Genomic DNA, 19,503 nt, shown 5'->3' on the forward strand with positions numbered 1-19,503 from the left:
TCCTGACAACAATTCTTTACGATGTGGTGTTGAACTCTAGTCATGGAGAGGCAAGTGGATGCCACGTTTGGATACCTGTCACCCGACGACATCGGCCTGTTCACCGATCGGTACGAACTGACAATGTTACGCGGGTATCGAGAGACAGAACACACACCCCGCGGGACCTTTTCGCTGTTTTTCCGCTCGTTACCGACGAACCGGGGATACGTGATCGGTGCCGGTCTGGAGCAGGCTATCGCCTATCTCCGGGATCTGACCTTCGGCGAGGATCAACTTGCTCACCTCAGAGAGGAGGGGTTTCCGGACTCGTTTCTCGAGTATCTCGCCGACTTCGAGTTTACTGGCGACGTCCGGGCAGTGCCGGAAGGAACCGCCGTCTTTCCGAACGAACCGCTGCTGGAGGTCACCGCACCCATCGACCAGGCCCAGCTGTTCGAGACGCTTCTGATCAACCAGATCGGATTCCAGAGTCTGATCGCCACGAAAGCCGCCCGGATGCGCGATACTGTCCGTCGACACGGTGACGAGCAGACGATCGTCGATTTCGGTTCGCGACGAGCACACGGGACCGACGCCGGCCTCAAGGCCGCCCGTGGGGCCTATGTCGGTGGTGTCGACGGCACCTCCAACGAGGCTGCCGGCAACCAGTTCGACATTCCGGTCTTCGGGACCATGGCCCATTCCTGGGTACAAAGTTTCCCAAGCGAGCGGGCTGCTTTCGAGGCGTTTGTCGACGTCTACGGCGAGGAGTCGGTCCTGCTGGTCGACACCTACGACACTGTGGCCGGCGCGAAGACCGCAGTCGAAGTAGCTCGCGAGACTGACGTCGACGTACGTGGCGTCCGACTCGACTCCGGTGATCTCGCGGCACTCTCGCAGGATGTCCGTGAGATTCTACCCAGCGAGATGGATATCTTCGTTTCCTCGGGTGTCGACGAGTTCTTCTTGCGTGAATTCTTCGCCGATGGGGGCATCGCGGACGGCTTCGGTCCTGGAACCTCGCTGACGACCAGCAAGGACGCCCCGACACTAGATCCGGTTTACAAACTTGTCGCCGTCGAGGAAGACGGCAAAATGCAACCGAGCATGAAACTCTCCGAGGGAAAAGTGACCTATCCCGGGGGAAAGAGCGTCCGTCGATTCACTGCTGATGGGACCTTGCAGCGGGATGTCATCGCTCGTACAGACGAGGATGTTGGCGGCGAAGAGTTGCTGGTAGATGTCGTCCAGGACGGTGACCTCGTCTACGAGTTCCCGACACTCGACGAGATCCGTGAGCGGACCCTCGCAACCCTCGGGAAACTCCCGGCGGATGTGCGGGCCATCGAGGACCCAGCCGAGTACTCGGTCGAGATCAGTGATACCCTGACAGCGACGGCCGAACGTGTGCAGTCTGATCTCCGCCAGGAGATGGATCTGTAACGACTGATTGGCCCGAACTCGGTCGTCGTGACAGACCGGCCATTTGGGGATCTGGTCGATTCATCGTCGGTACCTGATACTGGTGGCTATACGAAACTGAAGCATGTCGACCCGACAGGGGGTGAGCAGAACAACGCGAGGCGCTCCAACTGAGCACTCGTTCTCACGGTGGTCGAATGTCTCTACAATTTTTGGTCGGAGCCCCAGCGATAAGTAGCCTGCCACCCAACATCTGCTCATGGAGACTCCGGACGACAGGTTCGACTCCCGCTGGAAATCAGTGGTGGGAACTGCTCTGGTTTTACTGGTCGCGTCAGTGCTGCCGTCACCGCTGGGCCGCCATCCAGAGTTCAGCCGGTTCGGGCCGGACAAACTCCTTCATATCCTGGGACACGCCTGGCTCACAGTGACCCTGGCTGACGCGTTCGAGACCGACCGTCTGGATGCCGTTTCGACGGGTATTATTGCAGTCTCGGTTTCGTTTGTGCACGGGCTGTTCACTGGATTTCTCCAGCAGTACGTGCCTGGCCGTGTTCCCGAACGAGCGGATCTCGTCGCCGGACTTGTCGGCTCTGTACTGGGTGTTCTCGGCTGGTGGTACGTCTCCGAAGCGAGGACACCAGATCACCCCCCTGAGTCACACCAGCCCACGACCACCGAGAACGCGTAGGAACTCGGACAGAAGTTATCTATCGTTCCCGTCCAGACGTTGGCATTGCTCCTCAACCTCGCTTACCTTGGATTCAAGCCTCCCGGGGACGTACGTACCCACGTGATTCGTCGTCTCCAGCGGCTGGCTGGCCAGTGGCAGTCGCCACTCGTTGCAGCCATCGCACTGCTCGTCGGCTCATCTGTTCCGCTGCCAGCCAGTCACAATCCGGATTTCGGTCTCTGTGGGCCGGATAAAACACTCCACGCGACTGGCCATCTGGCCCTGACGGCTGCCCTGATCTCGACGATCGAGGGCAGGAATGGGGGTTCGACTGTTCACGCGATACTGGCTGCCACTTTCATCTCGTCGGCCTACGGTGTGGGGACAGAACTGCTCCAGGAGCGGATCCCGGGCCGTAATTTCGAGTCGGGTGACCTCCTTGCTGGCGTTTTCGGATCAATTTGTGGCGTTCTCTGGTGGTACCAGGTGAGTCGACACGCCACCGAAGCATAGCTACCGATGCTGTGTATCTTGTCCGTTGGCGAGGACGAGCGGGAAGCGTGTGCCGGTGTGTTGTTCTTTTGCGTTGGTGTAGGCGAGGTGGGCGATTGCATTGTTCTGGATTCCGAGATCGGGACTGTCGAAGGCGAAGACTGTCCTACCGCTGGCTGGAACAAGCGTGCCGACACCCACAACGAGCCCCAGTAGGATCGGAAACTGGATGCCGGATCTGGCCGGAACGACAGGTACAGACAATCCACCGACTGTACCGAAGGCTGGTCGGCCACGATACTATCTAACAATAAAAATATCTTTTCAGCAAATACTATGCCGACTGGCAGTGTTACTGACTATCATGGGGGGATACGATCAGACACTCGAGCCGTTCCTGTGGCGTGCAGAAACCATCTATCCAGACCGCGAAGTCGTAGCCAGAACACACGAAGGAATTAACAGATATACCTACGCCGAGTACGCAGACCGGACACGACAACTTGCGAACGCACTCGACGGGTTCGGAATCGGCGAGGGCGACCGGGTCGGGACGTTCTGCTGGAACCACGACCGGCACTTCGAGACCTACTTCGGCGTCCCGAACATGGGGGCACAGTTACACACGATCAATCCACTGCTCCCGGACAAACACATCCAGCACATCGTCGAGGATGCCAGCGACCGTCTCATCTTCCTCGATCCCTCGCTGGCCGAAAAACTCGGTTCCGCGTCCGATCCCGACGCCTTCGAGAGTGTCGAACAGTTCGTCGTCGTCGGCTCGACAGTTCCGGACGTCTCACTCGAACCACTGACTGATTACGAGTCGTTCGTCTCGGACCAGTCGACAGAGTACGACTGGCCCGAACTGTCCGAAGACGATATGGCCGGGATGTGTTACACGTCCGGAACGACCGGCAAACCAAAAGGGGTCGAGTACACCCAGCAGATGATGTGGAGTCACACGATGGCGATGCTGACTCCGCAGGCTCTTGGCATCGAAGACTCCGATGTCGTGATGCCAGTCGTCCCGATGTTCCACGTCAACGCCTGGGGGATGCCCTTCACTGCGACCGCCGCCGGGGCCAAACAGGTATTCCCGGGGCCAGCACCCGAACCCGCAGATCTCGCAAGCCTGATCGAGGAAGAAGGTGTGACCATCACAGCAGGTGTCCCGACTGTCTGGCTCGGCCTCCTGGAGTACATGAAAGAAAACGAGGTCGATCTCTCCTCGCTGGAGCAGATCGTCATCGGCGGGGCCGCGGCACCGAAAGCTGTCATCGAGCAGTACGACGAGTTCGGCGTCGACGTGATCCACGCGTGGGGCATGACCGAAACCTCACCGGTCGGGACCGTCTCGCGGCTCACACCCGCTCTGACGGACGCCGCGTTCGATACGAAGGTCGACAAGTGGGGGAAGCAGGGTCTCATCATGCCGGGGATCGAGTTCAAAGTCGTCGACGACGACGGCTCCGAGATCCCACACGACGGCGAGGCGTTCGGTGAGTTACTCGTTCGCGGCCCCTGGGTGACGACCGAGTACTACGAGCGACCGCACGCCAACGAGACGGATTTCGACGGATCGTGGCTCCGCACTGGTGATATTGTCACGGTCGACGACGACGGCTACATCGAAATCGTGGATCGCGCCGAAGACGTCATCAAATCCGGTGGCGAGTGGATCTCCTCCCAAGAACTCGAAAACGCCATCATGGCCCACGAGGACGTCTCTGAAGCCGCCGTCATCGGTGTCGATCACGACCGCTGGCAGGAACGTCCCGTTGCGATGATCGTCGTTGCCGACGATGTCGACAGAGAGATGCTAACTGACGAGTTGAAAACGATGCTTCAGGAGGAGTATCCGAAGTGGTGGCTGCCCGACGGCTTCGAGTTCATCGACGAAATACCGAAGACTGCCACGGGCAAATTCTCGAAAATGGACCTCCGCGAGCAGTACGAGGGCAAAGAGTTACTGGAGGAAGACGCACCTGCGGACGCTGCTCCAGAGGACGACTGATACTGCCGGCAGTAGTCTCGACTCGTTTTTTGTTCATATCCTTATACTTCTGCGGGCAGTGATCGAGATCTCTAGCAGAAGTTACTACAGCTTTTGTCTCATGTCTTCAAACGGTAGTTGATGCCTGGATTGTTCGTCTCTTCAGTGCTCGTGGTCGTTTCGACACTCGTGATCTGGGTTGGAAGTGTCTACTTCGAGCGGGCTGCGGAGCGACTCAGCAGATACTATGGACTGCCGATCGCTGTCCACGGGGCGATCGTCGTCGCCGTCGGCTCCAGTTTCCCGGAAATCAGCTCGATCGTCATCAGCACGGTGTTCCACGGCGAGTTTTCCCTCGGTGTCGGGGCTATCGTCGGCAGTGCCATCTTCAATCTCCTCGTAATTCCGGCACTGTCGGCGTACTCGATCGATGAGCTGAAAGCGACCCGCGACATCGTTCACAAAGACGCTCAGTTCTACATCATCAGTGTTCTGGTTCTGTTCATTATGTTCGCACTCGGTGCGACCTACGTCCCTGGAGGGACGAACACAGCTGCGATTCTGACACCACCGCTGGCTCTGTTTCCGCTGGCGACGTATGGACTGTACATCTTTCTCCACTACCAGGATGCGAGCGATTATGTGGGCGCAGAGGCACTCGACGTGCGTCCCGCACGAGAGTGGGGAACATTGCTCGTCGCGCTGTTGGTCATCGCCGTCGGTGTCGAAGGTATCGTCCGGGCCGCGCTCTCGTTCGGTGAAATATTCGATACACCGAGTTTCCTGTGGGGAGTGACTGTTATCGCTGCCGGAACGAGCCTCCCCGACGCGTTCGTCAGTGTTCGTGCCGCCAGGAAAGGCGACAGTGTCACCAGTCTCACGAACGTCCTGGGGAGCAACATCTTCAATCTCCTGGTCGCCATCCCTGTCGGCGTCCTTCTGGCAGGCTCTGCGACGATCAATTTCCTCGTCGCGATTCCGACGATGGGATTTCTCGCCTTTGCCACGCTGGTGTTTATCGTCTTCACACGGACTCACCTCGAACTTAGCAATCTCGAAGCATCCGGGTTTCTCGGGTTGTACGGACTCTTCTTGCTCTGGATGATACTCGAATCGATGGGCGTCATCGAGACGATTCAGGGGATCTAGAACGACTGTCTCTTCGCTGGCTTCCGAATTTGCACACATCACGGGCGGCCCTGTGATCAGACGAGGCTGTGTCTGTGTGAGAAGACCTTTCCACTGGACCGCCGTCATTGTAATTAGCAGGAATACTGGTAGTCAATCGACGACTGACTACGTCCGACACGCAGCTACTCAAATACCTATGATCGAACAAATCAGTGTGGAACGACTCGCGAACTGGATAGATGCCGGTGAACAGTTCTCACTCATCGATACACGACCGGCGGATAGTTTCGATGCGTGGCACGTACAGGACGCGGAGAATATCCCCTACGATCCGACCGAGGGGATGGATGAAAACCAGCTACAGAAGATAGACAGTGTAGTCGACGGCCGGCCAATCGTTGCGATCTGCGGGAAAGGATTGACGTCGACATCGTTCGGATTCGAACTCGACAAGCATGGCTTCGAAGATATCTCTGTTGTCTCTGGCGGTATGGAGCAATGGAGCAAACTCTACGAAGTAGTTCAGATAGAGACGGCTCACGACGACCTCGCCGTCTTCCAGCTCCAGCGACGGGCGAAGGGTTGTCTCGGATACGTTATCGGCTCCAGGCAAACCGGCGAGGCTGCCGTCATCGACGCGACTCGGCAGACCGACGAGTTCAAAATCGTCGCACAGGAGGCGGGCTTCACAATCGAACACGTCCTCGATACACACGTACACGCCGACCATATCTCCGGAAGTCCCACACTTGCAGACGAGGTCGACGCTCCCTACTATCTCGGTGCTGGTGCACGCGAGCGCAACGTCGAGTACGAGTACGAACCGCTCTCGGACGGTGATACCGTCGAATTAGGAAATGTCGAAATCGAAGCACTCCACGCACCCGGACACACATCCGAGATGCTGAACTACCTCGTCGGTGGTGATCTGTTGCTGACGGGCGATACGCTGTTTGTCGATTCCGTCGGCAGAACTGAACTCCAGTTCGGTGACGAGGATGCCGCAGATGGTGCGACGTTACTGTTCGAGACGTTGCAGGAGACGATCTTCGAACTTCCGGCCGATACCGAAATCCTGCCAGGCCATCTGACAGTTACGAGCGACGGTCGGTACGAAAACGGATCACCGGGAGAGCCGTTTACCGCACGACTCGGTGATCTGCGCGAGGAACTGGACGTGCTCCAGCTCGGGGAAGACGACTTCGTCGACCGAATAACCGAGAACATCCCCGAGAAGCCACCGAACTACGAGAACGTCATCGCGATCAACACCGGACAGAAAACCGTCGAGGACGAAACAGAGGCGACGGAACTCGAACTCGGGCCGAACAACTGCGCCGCCTGATGCGTCCGCGCGGACTCGCCATATCCCTCCAGTCACACCATCGAACCGACCGACGTGACTCCGAGTCACCGACGAGTCGGCCGCCGAGAGCTACCGAATGCGCGTCCTCTAGCTGGTAGCAGCGTTGCACTGCCAGAACGGGTGGTTCTCCAGTCTGGATGACCTGCTTCGTGATACATCCGGGGAGTCGAATACGGCAAAGAACGGTCGTAGTCGCCGCCCCCTCTCATACTGGTATCTATACGGGTTTAAGTTACCGAACTGTTCGCAGGTTTAGAATAGAAAACTATACTGTTCTCTGCACTTCGAATGTAATATGCAACAGTACGAAGGGACAATCCTTTCGGGTGAATCCTTCGATCCGATTCAGGGCCGCGTTATCGTCGAGGATGGCCGGATTGAATCGATCGAGCGGACCGAGACGACATCGTCGGATATCATCCTTCCAACATTCGTCAATGCGCACACGCACCTTGGGGATTCGGTCGCGAAAGAGGCTGCTGTCGGCCTCTCACTCGAGGAAGCCGTCGCCCCGCCGGACAGTCTGAAACACCGACGGCTGCGGGGAGCCGACCGGAAGGAACTGGTAACAGCGATGCGGCGATCGCTTCGATTCATGGAGCAGACAGGGACAGCAGCCTGCCTCGACTTTCGTGAGTCGGGAGTCGAGGGTGCTCGTGCACTCCGGGAAGCGAGCCAAGAACTGGATATCGACCCGTTCATTTTTGGAAGCGAGGAGAGCTCCGTTCTCGACGTCGCAGACGGATTCGGAGCCAGCGGTGCGAACGACGACGATTTCACCAGGCAACGCGCCGCGGCGCTGGAGGCTGGTGTTCCCTTCGCGATTCATGCCGGGGAACCGGATGCGACTGACATCCATCCAGCAATCGAACTAGACCCCGACTTGCTCATCCACATGGTCCACGCCGAGCAGGACCACCTCGAACGGGTTGCCGACCGATCGATACCAGTCGCTGTCTGTCCGCGTGCGAACACCGTTCTCGACGTTGGAAAACCGCCTATCCGAGAACTTGTCGATCACACAACCGTCGGCCTCGGGACGGACAACGTCATGCTGAACTCACCATCCATGTTCCGTGAGATGGCGTATACAGCCAAAGAGTTCGATGTTACCGCACGAGAGGTCCTTCGGATGGCAACAACCGCGGGAGCCGATATTGTCGGACTCGACTGTGGCGTCATCGAACCCGGACGTCGGGGAGCATTCACAATTCTGGACGGTGCATCGGACAATCTGGCCGGGGTGGTCGACCCAGTTCGAGCGGTCGTCCGTCGCGCCACAGAACGGGATGTAAAGCGCGTCGTGGTTTGAGGATACTCGACCGGAAGAGAGTGTGAACTACCCCTCCCTACCGCGCTCGGGGCTACTGGCCCCTCGCTTGTTCACGGTAGGGCTTCCTGTTTCTGTGTCGGAACTTGCATCCGACGTGGACACAGCAGTTCCAGACCCCACAGGCGATTTGCCTTTACAGGCGGTTCGGAGTGTGCCACTCCTCCCAAATCTGGACGCACCAACTGTCGGCCCGGGATACCTGTCGGTATTCAGTAACGATGGAATACTCCGATCCGCGTCAGAGTCCTTTCTGCGCGATGCGGTGTGAATAGGCTGGCCTGCAAAGATGCCCGATGTTCATACTGGTGGCTGTACATTCGGACAAATATTCGACCACCGTGAGAACGAGTTCTCACGAGGATCGCTGCACGCTGTTCGACTCACCCCACGTCGGGTCGACATTCGTTCATTTCGTACTGCCACCAGTATCAGGCGAACTCTCAACCTCTGCTAAAGACAGGCTGTGTCTCGGTTTCCCGACTCCGGTACTTGTAAATGGCACAGGCCGCCAGCATCAACAGGAGACCGTACAGCGGTGGCGTCGCAGCGACTGCAATCGGATAGCCCAGAGTCTCCACAACGTCGGGTGCTCTTTCGAGAGCGTCGACGGTATCCGCTGTATTGCCAGTCACGGAGAACAGCACGCCGCCTATCAGGAAGAGATAGCGGCTGGCTCCGTCCTGCCAGAGATACAGCAGTGTCACGAGCGGGAAATAAAGTAGTACCAGGTACCACTGCAGGGAGGGAACAAGGATGAGCATCACGACCAGGGTTGCGAAGATCGCCATCTGGCGGTCCAGTTCGGTGCCGAGATCGTAGTAGAAGTACGCCAGGATACTGGCACAGATAAGCACACTGACACCGAAGATTACCAGATACGGTGCGGAGGGCCAGACTGCCGAGACGAGTCGGGAGATGGGTCGCTGAATCGTGATATAGAAGATGCCTTCGATAGGATAGCCGCCGGTGAACAGTTCGGTTTCGGTCCGGCCAGCCACCACATCAGTGAAATAGTACACAGTCGCATCCAGTCCATACAGCACCACGCCGACCACGAGTCCCCCGAGTCCGGTGAGGAGTGCCGCACCAACCGCGTACCACCTGCGGACTCGGAGTAGATAGAACCCGATCAATGCTGGAAAGACTTTGAACAGCGCCGTCAAAGCGAAGACACTGCCGGCCAGATACTCGCGGTCGCGCTGGAGTGCGACGAACCCACCGAGCAGACCCAGCGCGAGCAGAATGTTGATATTCCCGTAGTAGATCGTTCCGTAGGTGTGGGTCGAGAACAGCACCGCACCGAATACGAGTCCGACATCGATCCAGCCGAGTTCTGGACCGAGGGACTCGACGTATCCGACCAGTAGCCACGTCGCGAGACCGGCCCCGAGGACAGACAGGACAGTCAGTATCGCGTAGCCGGTCGTCCACTCGAACAGAGTGAATGGATAGAATGTCGGCAGCGTCCCGGGTGGGTAGAGATACACCGCCCAGTCGTACGTTCCGGGCGGAGTGACGTCGTAGAAACTCTGTCCAGCGAGTGCACGCTCTGCTGCGTAGTGATATGTCCGGTAGTTGACACCCATCGTCCCCCCGGGATTCCAGCTGGACAGTCCGATCCGACTGTTCTGGTAGTACGAGTAGAAACCGAGTGGAAGCGTCGCGAGGAGGACCAGCCAGGCACCGAGATTCCAGTTACGTACCAGCGGGCGGGCACTGAAGGGCAATCGCATTACACAACTGGTTATCCGCGATCAAAATAAATACTGCTCAACAGTATCGCGGAACGCAGACGTCGATTCTGTCCTGAAATTGGTCGATAGAGCGCCCATTCTGACGGTTCACTCCACGTTCAGACAACTCACGTTATTTATCATGATGGATTTCGATGTAGGTCCATGGGACTGGACGAGGATGCACTGGCGTATCACAGCAGCGATCCAGCCGGGAAAATCGAGATCTCGACGACCAAGCCGACGAACACCCAGCGAGACCTCTCGCTGGCGTACTCACCGGGTGTTGCCGCACCCTGTCGTGAAATTGCCGACGACCCCGAGCGAGCCTTCGCGTACACCGCGAGGGGAAATCTGGTCGGTGTCGTCTCGGACGGGACAGCAGTGTTGGGGCTCGGAGATATCGGTCCGGAGGCCTCCAAGCCGGTGATGGAGGGCAAGGGTGTGTTGTTCAAGCGCTTTGCCGATATCGATGTCTTCGACGTGGAACTGGATACCGAGGATACCGACTCGATGATCCAGTCGATCGCGGCGATGGAGCCGACTTTCGGCGGAATCAACCTCGAAGACATCGCCGCACCGGAGTGTTTCGAGGTCGAACGACGCCTCTCCGAGCAGATGGACATCCCCGTCTTCCACGACGACCAGCACGGGACCGCCATCATCACCGGTGCCGCGTTGCTCAACGCCGCCGAGATTGCCGAGAAGGAACTCTCGGACCTGGAAGTGACCTTCGCCGGCGCCGGTGCCGCTGCGATAGCCACGGCGAGATTCTACGTCTCGCTCGGTGTTCCGTCGGAGAACATCACGATGAGCGACATCGACGGGATTCTGACGACTCGGCGGGCGGAGGCAGGAGAGCTCAATCAGTACAACCGCCAGTTCGCCCGGGACGTTCCCGACGGTGATCTCGCGGACGCGATGGAGGGTGCAGACGTGTTCGTCGGCCTCTCGGTCGGCGGCATCGTCGACCAGGAGATGGTCCGGTCGATGGCCGACAATCCGATTATCTTCGCGATGGCCAACCCCGAGCCGGAGATTGGGTACGAGGCGGCCAAACAGGCCCGCGAGGACACCGTCATCATGGCGACGGGCCGGTCGGACTACCCCAATCAGGTAAACAACGTCCTCGGGTTCCCCTTTATTTTCCGTGGCGCGCTCGATGTTCGGGCCACAGAGATCAACGAGGAGATGAAAGTCGCCGCCGCCGAGGCGCTGGCAGAACTAGCTCGTCAGGACGTCCCGGACGCCGTCGTCAAGGCTTACGGCGATCAGCCGCTGCAGTTCGGCCCCGATTACATCATTCCGAAGCCACTCGACACCCGAGTCCTGTTCGAGGTGACGCCGGCAGTCGCCGAGGCGGCGATGGAGACCGGCGCTGCCCGGATCTCGATCGATTCCGACAGATACGTCGAGAAACTCGAAGCGCGTCTGGGCAAATCCCGCGAGATGATGCGAATCGTCCTCAACAAGGCCAAGAACATCGACAAACGCATTGTGCTGGCCGAGGGCGGCGACGAGAAGATGATCCGTGCGGCCGCCCAACTCGTCGACGAGGGTATCGCCGAACCAGTCCTGCTCGGCGACCGCGACCGCATCGGTACTATCAGTGAGACGCTCGGACTCTCCTTCGATCCCGAAATCGTCGACCCGGACGAGAGCGATCTCGAACGGTACGCCGACCGGCTCTACGAGCTGCGAAAGCGAAAGGGAATCACACGCAGCGAGGCCGGTGAACTCATCGAGGAGAGTAACTATCTCGGCAGTATAATGGTCGAGACCGGTGACGCCGACGCGATGCTCACCGGTTTGACCCATCACTACCCGTCGGCACTGCGGCCGCCGCTGCAGGTGATCGGTACCGCGGCCGACGCCGACTACGCTGCTGGTGTCTATATGCTCACCTTCAAAAACCGTGTGGTGTTCTGTGCCGACACCACAGTCAACCAGGACCCGAATGCGGACGTCCTGGAGGAGGTGACTCGCCACACAGCTGAACTCGCCCGAAGTTTCAACGTCGAACCCCGAGCGGCGTTACTCTCGTACTCCAACTTCGCCAGTGTGGACAACGAGGGGACTCGGAAACCCCGCGAGGCCGCCCGCCGTCTGCGCGAGGATCCAACGGTCGATTTCCCGGTCGACGGCGAGATGCAGGCCGACACCGCCGTCGTCGAAGAGATGCTCAGGGGAACCTACGACTTCGCGGAGCTGGACGAGCCCGCGAACGTCCTCGTCTTTCCGAACCTGGAGGCCGGCAATATCGCCTACAAACTCCTCCAGCGACTGGGCGGCGCGACGGCAGTTGGACCGATGCTCGTCGGGATGGACAAACCTGTCCACGTGCTCCAGCGCGGCGACGAAGTCAAAGATATCGTGAACCTCGCCGGTGTCGCTGTCGTCGATGCCCAGCAGGAGTAGGCAGTGATCGAGGTGAGCCGGTCTTTTCGCCGGCTTGCCTCCTATCGAGCTGTCAGAGTACCACGAGTACGAATCCGAGCAGGAGTGTCGTCGTCAGAAGGACCTGCACGAATGCCGACGCAAAGATTCCGACAGTGGTGATAAACGCGGCACGCAGGGCCTGGCTGCGTTCGCCGTTCCGATAGAGTTCGAACACGAAGACCGTCGCGGGAACGCCAACGAGAATGGCCAGTGGGCCGGTAAAGACGGCGAGCACCAGACTGACCGCGACTGCAGCAACGACGGTCGTTTTGCTTGCACCCCCCTGACTGGCAGCGATCGCACCGCCGAACACGTCGACGAGCATCGCAGCCACTGCAAGCCCGACGAACGTGACCAACGCCAGGGTTCCCGGCGTCGTGTAGCCGGTGGCCCACCAGTGGAACAGGACACCCAGAAGTGACAGCAACGCACCGGGGAGCGCTGGTACGATACTCCCGATGACACCAGCAACCAGCAGCCCGAACGTGATCGCCAGCACACCAGCCGAACTCATCAGTACGGGGAGGTTCGTGTGTGGCGGTATTCAGGGTGTTGGTCCCGGGAGCGTGTCGGGTAACCCCCCATCGGTGTTCGGCTCGTTGGTGGGGGTTCCAGTACCGAAATCGATGGATGCTTTATCAGGCCACTCAACGAGCACATACAGCGATGACAGACGGGTTCGCAGACAGGACCCTGGCCGAACACCAGCGTGTCTTCGACAAAATTTGGTGGCAAAACCCCGAGCGACAGAACTCAACGTCCTCATCGTGGTGGTTTTTCTTGCTGTTCCCCGAGGGCGAGGACGGTTACGGCCCCAGACAGCTCATGTTCTCACTGGCTGCCTGTGTCGGTGATCAGTGTCGTGTCAACGGCCAGCAAGCAGCGGGGATGGATCTCGACAGACCGATCTCCGACGGTGTAGACAGATTCAACGCCGCGACGGTCGGGTGGGCCGGTGACCGCGATCAGGTCCACGACCACGTCGTCAACCAGCCAGCCGAGGCTGTGCTCTCCCGCGATGACAGACGGATCGAAGCCTGGGCTGAACGCGAAGACGGGACGAAACGCGGGAGCGAGATCGCCGCACTGTCCGACCGCGATCTCGGACTCGAAGCCCACATCGTCGGCGACGACGCCGAGGCGACGTTCGAAACCTGGGGCGACCTCGACTCGCAGATGACGGCTCCACACCAGGGGCTGGATATCGACACGCCGCTGGGCGGTGTCCAGGTTGTCGCGTGGCGACAGATGAACTTCGAGGGGGAGTTCGACCTCCCGGACGGCACCGAGAGCCTCTCCGGATCGTGTTACTTCCAGCGCGTCTGTTTCGACATGCCGCTGTTTCCCTGGAAGTGGATCTGGGCAATCTTCCCGGATGGGACGTCGTTTTCGGCGATGATCCCGTTCGTCGGTCCACAGCTATTCCGACGAGGCTACAAATTCTTCTCGTCGAACACTCTGGAACGGTTGACGATCCCTCTCAGACAGTCCGGCTTCTGGCACTGGGGCTCTGGCGAGGGGCACGTGGAGTTCGACAGAGTTACCATCGAACCGATTTTCGATGGGAGCGAGCATCCAGACTTCGACGTTCGTGTTGAAACCGACGACGGTGATTACGTGAGCTTCGTCGCCCGAACTTACGGTCACGCACGCAACTGGCTCGAACGCGAGAAACTGGGCGGACGGGTCGACTCACACTGGAGTTACAACGAGTATATGTTCCGCATGGCGGGACTCACTGGCCAGGTCGACGGAAAACGGATCGACGACACGTCGATGGGTACCGGATTCGGAACACTGGAGTACAGTACCGGACTGGGTCTGTGAACCAGTAGTGGGTCCGTCGGCGCTGTTGCAGTGAGGAGTCGCAAGAATTGTCGTTCGTGAGGAGTGTTCTGATACTGCCGGCTGTACATTCGTAAAGATATGCGCCACCCCGGGGTGGCGCAATTCTTCAGTTTCTTACAGCCGGCAGTATGAAACAGGATTCCCAGCCACGGGAGCCGAGACTGCCGGCAAAACTGGCTATCCCGGTTACGAGAGGAACTCGACAAGATGTTCGCGGAACTGTTCGCGTCGGTCCTCCGGGACCCAGTGATTGGCTTCGAGTCGGACGAGTTCACAGGAATCGATATCCTCTTCGAGCTGTTCGGCCCACTCGATGGGCTGGAACTCGTCTTCGGTCCCCCATAACAGGAGCGTATCGGCAGTCACCTCGCTCGGATCGATTTCCGTCGTGTGACTCGTATTCGTCGCACTCGCGTTGCGGACGACCGAGGTGACACCTTCCTCGGTAGCCCACGGGGCTTTCATCGCGTCGAGGAACGTTTCGTCGTGGTCCCCACCCAGAAGTGTGTCGCGGAACAGTCCGTCGAGCATTCCCTGGAGTTCGTCCACACTCGTCTCGCGGGCTGTTTCCGGGAGTCCGAGATCCGTGATCGTCTGGATCGGCCACGAGTCGTACGAGACACAGTTCGAAAGCACCAGCTGATCGATGGCGTCGGGTGTCCGCGCGGCGTAGCGTAATCCGACGCCGCCGCCGAGGTCGTGGCCGACGAAATCGATCGTTTCGAACCCAAGTTCGTCGACGAGCCCCCGGATCGCGATCTCCTGTGCACGGATCGAGCGGTCGAAACCGTCGTGCATCGCCGAGTTGCCATAGCCCACCATATCCGGCGCGATTGCGCGCCGGTGTTCAGCGACCGCATCGAACTGTGCGTGAAACAGGTAGGAGTTCGTCGGAATCCCGTGGAGGAAGAGGACGGGATCGCCCGACCCCTCGTCCCGGTAGGCGATTTCGAGGTCGTGGTCGTCGACGGTAACTGTCGCGCTGTCCTGGGCTGCCGTCCAATCGCTGTATGCTGTCATTGTCTCACCTATCTGAATGCCCCAGGGTAGCCCGGAATCTCGGTCTGACTTTCGAATGCGTCTTCCGGGAGGCCCGGAGCGATGTTGAACGCACGGATCTCGTCGTCGGCCTCGCGCCCTCGCGTCAGCGACGGTGGGAAGGTCAACATGTTGCGGATCGTCGACGCGGTGAACCCCTCCGGTGGGCCGTCTTCACGGAAGTTGTGGCCGTTGACGTTGCCGTACGTCGTCGCCGCCGGATACGTCGAACCGTGGACGCGTCCCAGCCCCAGCGGGTTGCGTTCGGTTTCGAACTCCGCACACTGCAGTTCACACATGAACGCACGAGGAATCCCGCTGTGTGGGTTGAACTCCGTCGGGAACCGCGAATCGTAGTGGATGATCAGTGGGTCCTGATTCTCTCCACGGTAGATGTTGTAATCACCCCAGAAGAATCCGACCTGCTGAGGGAGGCCATCGTGGACCGCGCTGTCTGGTCCGACTCCATCCAGGTAGAGTTTGTCCTGCGGATCGACACCGGACTCGCGGCCGCCAGCGACTCCTCGTCCCATCCGCTTTTCTCCGTCAGCCTGAGTGTTGAACCAGAACGTCGGTCTGCCGACCTCTGATTCCTCTAGATTCTCCTGAAGATACGACAGCGGGATCCCATCGTCCTCGACGGCGAAGATCCAGTAGCCGCCGTCGCGGATCTTGTTCGGGACGAACGGCTTTCGGTTGGTCGTCCCGCCGACATCGTTGTCCGGTTCGCTGTTGGCCGGAACGGTCGTCCCGCTTTTGAAGTAGTTCGTGTACCCGATCTTTTCGTCGAGCATGAGCGGCGTTTCGGGAATGACGGCGTTCGTTTCGTCCCCCTCTGGGTCCGGGAACCAGACGAACGTTTTGTACATGTTCTCCGTCGTCACGCCCTCACCTTCTTCCAGTTTCTCCCCTGTAAACTCGTCGGGGCCGTTCCCGTCTTTGACCCACGACGCTTTGGGGCCGCTTCCACCGAGTGGTGGGACCAGGGTCCCGGCGTCGACCAGCCAGGTTTCGCCCATATGTCTGGCTTCGAGGTCGAGACCGAAGACGTCGAGCCAGTGATCGTGACAGGCCTGTCGGTCGTCACGTACCTCTTCGGGTGTTCGCCGCATCAACCCCTCCTGGAACCACTTGATGAGGGTCGGATCGGGCTGGAACTCTTCCGGTGACTCCGTCGGACCGTCGACGATCCCCTCCGCGAGGTACGCCAGCACGTGATCGAAGGTTCCGAGTTCCGGTGCCGTTTTGGTATCCTGGCCGCCGTAGGGAGTGTACTGGCCACCGCGGCCGCCGGAGTTTCTCTCGCCATTCTGACCGCCCTGATCTCCCTGATCCGATTGTTGCGCGTGTGCGCTGCCCAGTCCGAGCGCCCCCGCGAGTCCGATTCCGCTGATCTGTAGCATATTTCGTCGGTTCATGTGTTGTTGTGGCAGAGCGTTTTGCTGCCACCCAATTCTACTCGACAGAAATGGTTACGCGTTTGACCTATGTGGATTGGTAGCGCCTCTATGGGAAGCTCTCAGGAAGAGTGAAATCAGGAGACAGAGATCACCACAACACCAAAACCACGGTTTACGATTATAAAAAGCAGGTTGGTAATGCAACGGGATATCACAGCCACCGTGGTATTAATGTCAGCTCTCTAATTTATCGTGGTATGGGGATTCAACCACCACGAGTCGGTTCCTCGGCCGTAGAACTCACCTTCGAACTACGTGACACGGACTGTTTCTTCGTGGAGCTGTCCTCGGTTTTCGATACGAAGGTCAGCCTCGAACGGTTTGTCCGTCGGTCGGACGACCGATTACTCGAATATTTCACGGTGAATGGCGTCGCGAGTGAGGATGTCCTCTCGATGGTCGACCAGTCGGAGGGAGTCGATACTGCCAGAGTCGTCGGTCGGGGGGTCGGGAAGCGACTGTTCGAGTTCGTGGTCACGGGATCGTGTGTGACGACGACACTGGCAGACGCAGGGGCAATCGCACAACGAATCTCCGCAGAGGAAGGGATTGGAACTGTTACCGCCATCGTTCCCGAACACAAGGAGGTGAGAGCTGTCGCCGAAACGTTCCAGGAGCACCACTCTCCCACAGAACTCGTCGCACGACACGAAACCGATCGTGTGGCACCGGTCGAGACGGAAGGGGGTGCACAGATCACACTGACACATCACCTTACTGACCGTCAGCGTGAAGTTCTCCGCACGGCCTTCAGGAGTGGATACTTCGAGTGGCCACGGACAGGCTCCGCAGAAGACTGTGCGAGACAGCTAGAAATATCCCAGCCCACGTTCAGCCAACATCTCAGAGTCGCACAGGAGAAGATATTCGATGTGATGTTCGAAAAAAGAAATCCGAGATTCTGACAGGATCGGGACAAAGCTACGACTCATTGTGACGACGTTTGTGTCAGAGACGATATTTCAGACACTCCACGAGTCGTCAGACACTTTGGTGGAGACTGATTCGGTATCAGTATGAGAAAACGTATGAATAGTCTGTTCTGTTCTCACGAGTTCGAAGAGCTCTCTGCCAATCTTACAGACGAGATACTGCGGGAGAAATGTGTGGATTGTGGAAAAACCCGGGAGCGGAGACTGCGAGACTGAAGCCCATTATTTGAATGGAGGAACAGTCCCTCGCCGAGGGATCGTCAAGGCTTTCGACTGTGGTAGATTGATTCGGTTCCTGTAATTCTGGATTGACGTAGCCATCTCACACAGACGCCATACTGCTTTACGCGCTGTCTGCCTTAGCTATCATACAAATGACTACTGGAGTGTTCGATTCGACGAAGCGGGAACAGATTTCTGTGGGCGTGGTGTTCGGACACAGCCGGGCCAAGGGGCTGCGACAGAATGACTGACGACGGTCCTACGAGGGTCGCGATCGCGTGCCAGGGCGGTGGAAGTCACACAGCCTTTACAGCTGGCGTCTTGAAAGGGCTCCTTCGCGAATGGGACGACAGCTACGAACTGGTCGGCATCAGCGGGACCTCCGGCGGTGCGTTCAACGCGTTGGCGGCGTGGTACGGGCTGGTGACTGCCGACGAAGAGACGGCGATCGAACTCCTCGACGCGGTCTGGGAGGATCTGTCGGCCTCCGGCTTCTCTAACCAGATGATGAACAAGTTCGTAGTGCAACTGTCACAGCTCCAGAGCACCGGAATTCCGATGCTCCAGGTCAGCCCGTACGACATTCCCGGGCCGGAGGCTGGGAAAGACGAGATCCGGGAGACACTCGAACGTCACATCGATTTTGAGACGGTTCCTGATCTCTGTGACCGGGAGGCACCAGAGCTCGTCGTCGGAACGGTCAACATCAACGCCGGGGTCTTCGAGACGTTCACCAACGAAGACGTGACACCTGAAGCGGTCCTCGCCTCCGCGGCTGTCCCGGCCATGTTCGAGGCTGTCGAAATAGACGGGCATTACCACTGGGACGGGCTGTTCAGTCAGAATCCGCCGATCGACGATCTGATGACCGTCGGCGCAGACCGCAAACCCGACGAGCTGTGGATCATCCAGATCAATCCACAGGAGACCGAGGGCGAACCGACCTCGCTGGCCGAGATTGCGAACCGTCGGAACGAACTGTCGGGCAACATCTCGTTGAACCAGGAGCTGCGTGTCATCGAACGCGTCAACGACTGGATCGACGAGGGACATCTCCCCGAGAGCGGCTTCTCGAAAACCGAAATCCGCCGCATTCCGATGGGAAAGCACTACGACAGTTCGACAAAAGTCGACCGAGATCCTTCCTTTCTCACCGAGTTGATGGAGCTGGGCGAGCAACGAGCCGGCGAGTTTCAGGCGTCGCTGGAAGCCTGATCGATGGAATAGTCGGGTGATCGGACCGACAGTTCGACGTTTGCACTGTTCGTGATGAAACGAACCGTCGTCCATCGTGGCGTTTTGTACTGGGGAGCGTGTCATAGAATTAATCACAGGGTCTTGAGTTTCGTCCGTCCAGGATTGTCTCCCCGTTCGTAATTCGTGATGGCGACGACCACACGGAGACAAAGCGCCACGAAGACTTGTGTTCGTGCGTG

Annotated in this window: 16 protein-coding genes and 1 pseudogene; 11 read left to right on the forward strand and 6 right to left on the reverse strand. The window is 58.7% G+C overall.

The window, feature by feature from the left end:
• The first annotated feature begins 42 nt into the window (after positions 1-42).
• The 3 genes from EOW68_RS17250 (at position 43) to EOW68_RS17260 (ending at position 2,590) form a co-directional block, all read left to right on the forward strand.
• Entirely contained in the window at positions 43-1,425 is a 1,383-nt protein-coding gene (locus tag EOW68_RS17250) for a nicotinate phosphoribosyltransferase (RefSeq protein WP_128226405.1), read from the forward strand.
• 238 nt (positions 1,426-1,663) lie between these two features.
• Positions 1,664-2,095, forward strand: a complete 432-nt coding sequence (locus EOW68_RS17255; RefSeq protein ID WP_128226406.1) for a VanZ family protein — start codon at positions 1,664-1,666, stop codon at positions 2,093-2,095.
• A gap of 102 nt (positions 2,096-2,197) precedes the next feature.
• Positions 2,198-2,590, forward strand: coding sequence for a VanZ family protein (locus EOW68_RS17260; RefSeq protein WP_431359031.1), 393 nt, complete (start codon positions 2,198-2,200; stop codon positions 2,588-2,590).
• Here the strand turns inward: EOW68_RS17260 and EOW68_RS17265 are convergent, their stop codons facing one another.
• Complete coding sequence (locus tag EOW68_RS17265) at positions 2,591-2,833, reverse strand: hypothetical protein (protein WP_128226407.1); 243 nt, start codon at positions 2,831-2,833, stop codon at positions 2,591-2,593.
• Between the two features lie 97 nt (positions 2,834-2,930).
• On the opposite strand from EOW68_RS17265, the gene EOW68_RS17270 reads away from it, so the two are divergent.
• The 4 genes from EOW68_RS17270 to EOW68_RS17285 all read left to right on the forward strand — a co-directional run bounded on the left by EOW68_RS17270 (position 2,931) and on the right by EOW68_RS17285 (position 8,374).
• Positions 2,931-4,586, forward strand: a complete 1,656-nt coding sequence (locus EOW68_RS17270; RefSeq protein WP_431359032.1) for a long-chain fatty acid--CoA ligase — start codon at positions 2,931-2,933, stop codon at positions 4,584-4,586.
• Between the two features lie 120 nt (positions 4,587-4,706).
• Complete coding sequence (locus EOW68_RS17275) at positions 4,707-5,714, forward strand: sodium:calcium antiporter (protein ID WP_128226409.1); 1,008 nt, start codon at positions 4,707-4,709, stop codon at positions 5,712-5,714.
• A 178-nt stretch (positions 5,715-5,892) separates the two neighbouring features.
• Positions 5,893-7,041, forward strand: coding sequence for an MBL fold metallo-hydrolase (locus EOW68_RS17280; RefSeq protein WP_128226410.1), 1,149 nt, complete (start codon positions 5,893-5,895; stop codon positions 7,039-7,041).
• 316 nt (positions 7,042-7,357) lie between these two features.
• Positions 7,358-8,374, forward strand: coding sequence for an amidohydrolase family protein (locus tag EOW68_RS17285; protein WP_128226411.1), 1,017 nt, complete (start codon positions 7,358-7,360; stop codon positions 8,372-8,374).
• A gap of 461 nt (positions 8,375-8,835) precedes the next feature.
• Here the strand turns inward: EOW68_RS17285 and EOW68_RS17290 are convergent, their stop codons facing one another.
• Positions 8,836-10,128 (reverse strand): glycosyltransferase family 87 protein, encoded by a 1,293-nt coding sequence (locus tag EOW68_RS17290; RefSeq protein ID WP_128226412.1) that lies wholly within the window; start codon positions 10,126-10,128, stop codon positions 8,836-8,838.
• A gap of 165 nt (positions 10,129-10,293) precedes the next feature.
• Here EOW68_RS17290 and EOW68_RS17295 point away from each other — a divergent pair, with 165 nt between their 5' ends.
• The gene (locus EOW68_RS17295) at positions 10,294-12,546 is read left to right on the forward strand and encodes an NADP-dependent malic enzyme (protein ID WP_128226413.1); all 2,253 of its coding nucleotides are present in this window, start codon (positions 10,294-10,296) and stop codon (positions 12,544-12,546) included.
• A 52-nt stretch (positions 12,547-12,598) separates the two neighbouring features.
• On the opposite strand, the gene EOW68_RS17300 is transcribed toward EOW68_RS17295, so the two are convergent.
• Positions 12,599-13,081 carry a DUF456 domain-containing protein gene (locus EOW68_RS17300; RefSeq protein WP_128226414.1) on the reverse strand — a complete coding sequence of 161 codons (483 nt, stop codon included), beginning with the start codon at positions 13,079-13,081 and terminating at the stop codon, positions 12,599-12,601.
• A gap of 152 nt (positions 13,082-13,233) precedes the next feature.
• On the opposite strand from EOW68_RS17300, the gene EOW68_RS17305 reads away from it, so the two are divergent.
• Positions 13,234-14,394 (forward strand): hypothetical protein, encoded by a 1,161-nt coding sequence (locus tag EOW68_RS17305; protein ID WP_128226415.1) that lies wholly within the window; start codon positions 13,234-13,236, stop codon positions 14,392-14,394.
• A 207-nt stretch (positions 14,395-14,601) separates the two neighbouring features.
• Here the strand turns inward: EOW68_RS17305 and EOW68_RS17310 are convergent, their stop codons facing one another.
• Positions 14,602-15,435: an alpha/beta fold hydrolase gene (locus tag EOW68_RS17310; RefSeq protein WP_128226416.1), complete on the reverse strand. Its 834-nt coding sequence runs from the start codon at positions 15,433-15,435 to the stop codon at positions 14,602-14,604.
• An 8-nt stretch (positions 15,436-15,443) separates the two neighbouring features.
• Positions 15,444-16,856 (reverse strand): hypothetical protein, encoded by a 1,413-nt coding sequence (locus tag EOW68_RS17315; protein WP_128226417.1) that lies wholly within the window; start codon positions 16,854-16,856, stop codon positions 15,444-15,446.
• Between the two features lie 254 nt (positions 16,857-17,110).
• Here EOW68_RS17315 and EOW68_RS17320 point away from each other — a divergent pair, with 254 nt between their 5' ends.
• Together EOW68_RS17320 and EOW68_RS17325 are read left to right on the forward strand one after the other, a co-directional pair.
• Entirely contained in the window at positions 17,111-17,818 is a 708-nt protein-coding gene (locus EOW68_RS17320; RefSeq protein WP_128226418.1) for a bacterio-opsin activator domain-containing protein, read from the forward strand.
• A 492-nt stretch (positions 17,819-18,310) separates the two neighbouring features.
• Positions 18,311-19,282 (forward strand): patatin-like phospholipase family protein, encoded by a 972-nt coding sequence (locus EOW68_RS17325; protein WP_128226419.1) that lies wholly within the window; start codon positions 18,311-18,313, stop codon positions 19,280-19,282.
• Positions 19,283-19,395: 113 nt separating this feature from the next.
• On the opposite strand, the pseudogene EOW68_RS17330 reads toward EOW68_RS17325, so the two are convergent.
• Positions 19,396-19,503 (reverse strand): annotated as a pseudogene (locus EOW68_RS17330) (IS5/IS1182 family transposase); the annotation flags it as partial.

This window comes from Halovenus amylolytica (genome assembly GCA_004015825.1).
Classification (GTDB): Archaea; Halobacteriota; Halobacteria; order Halobacteriales; family Haloarculaceae; genus Halovenus; species Halovenus amylolytica.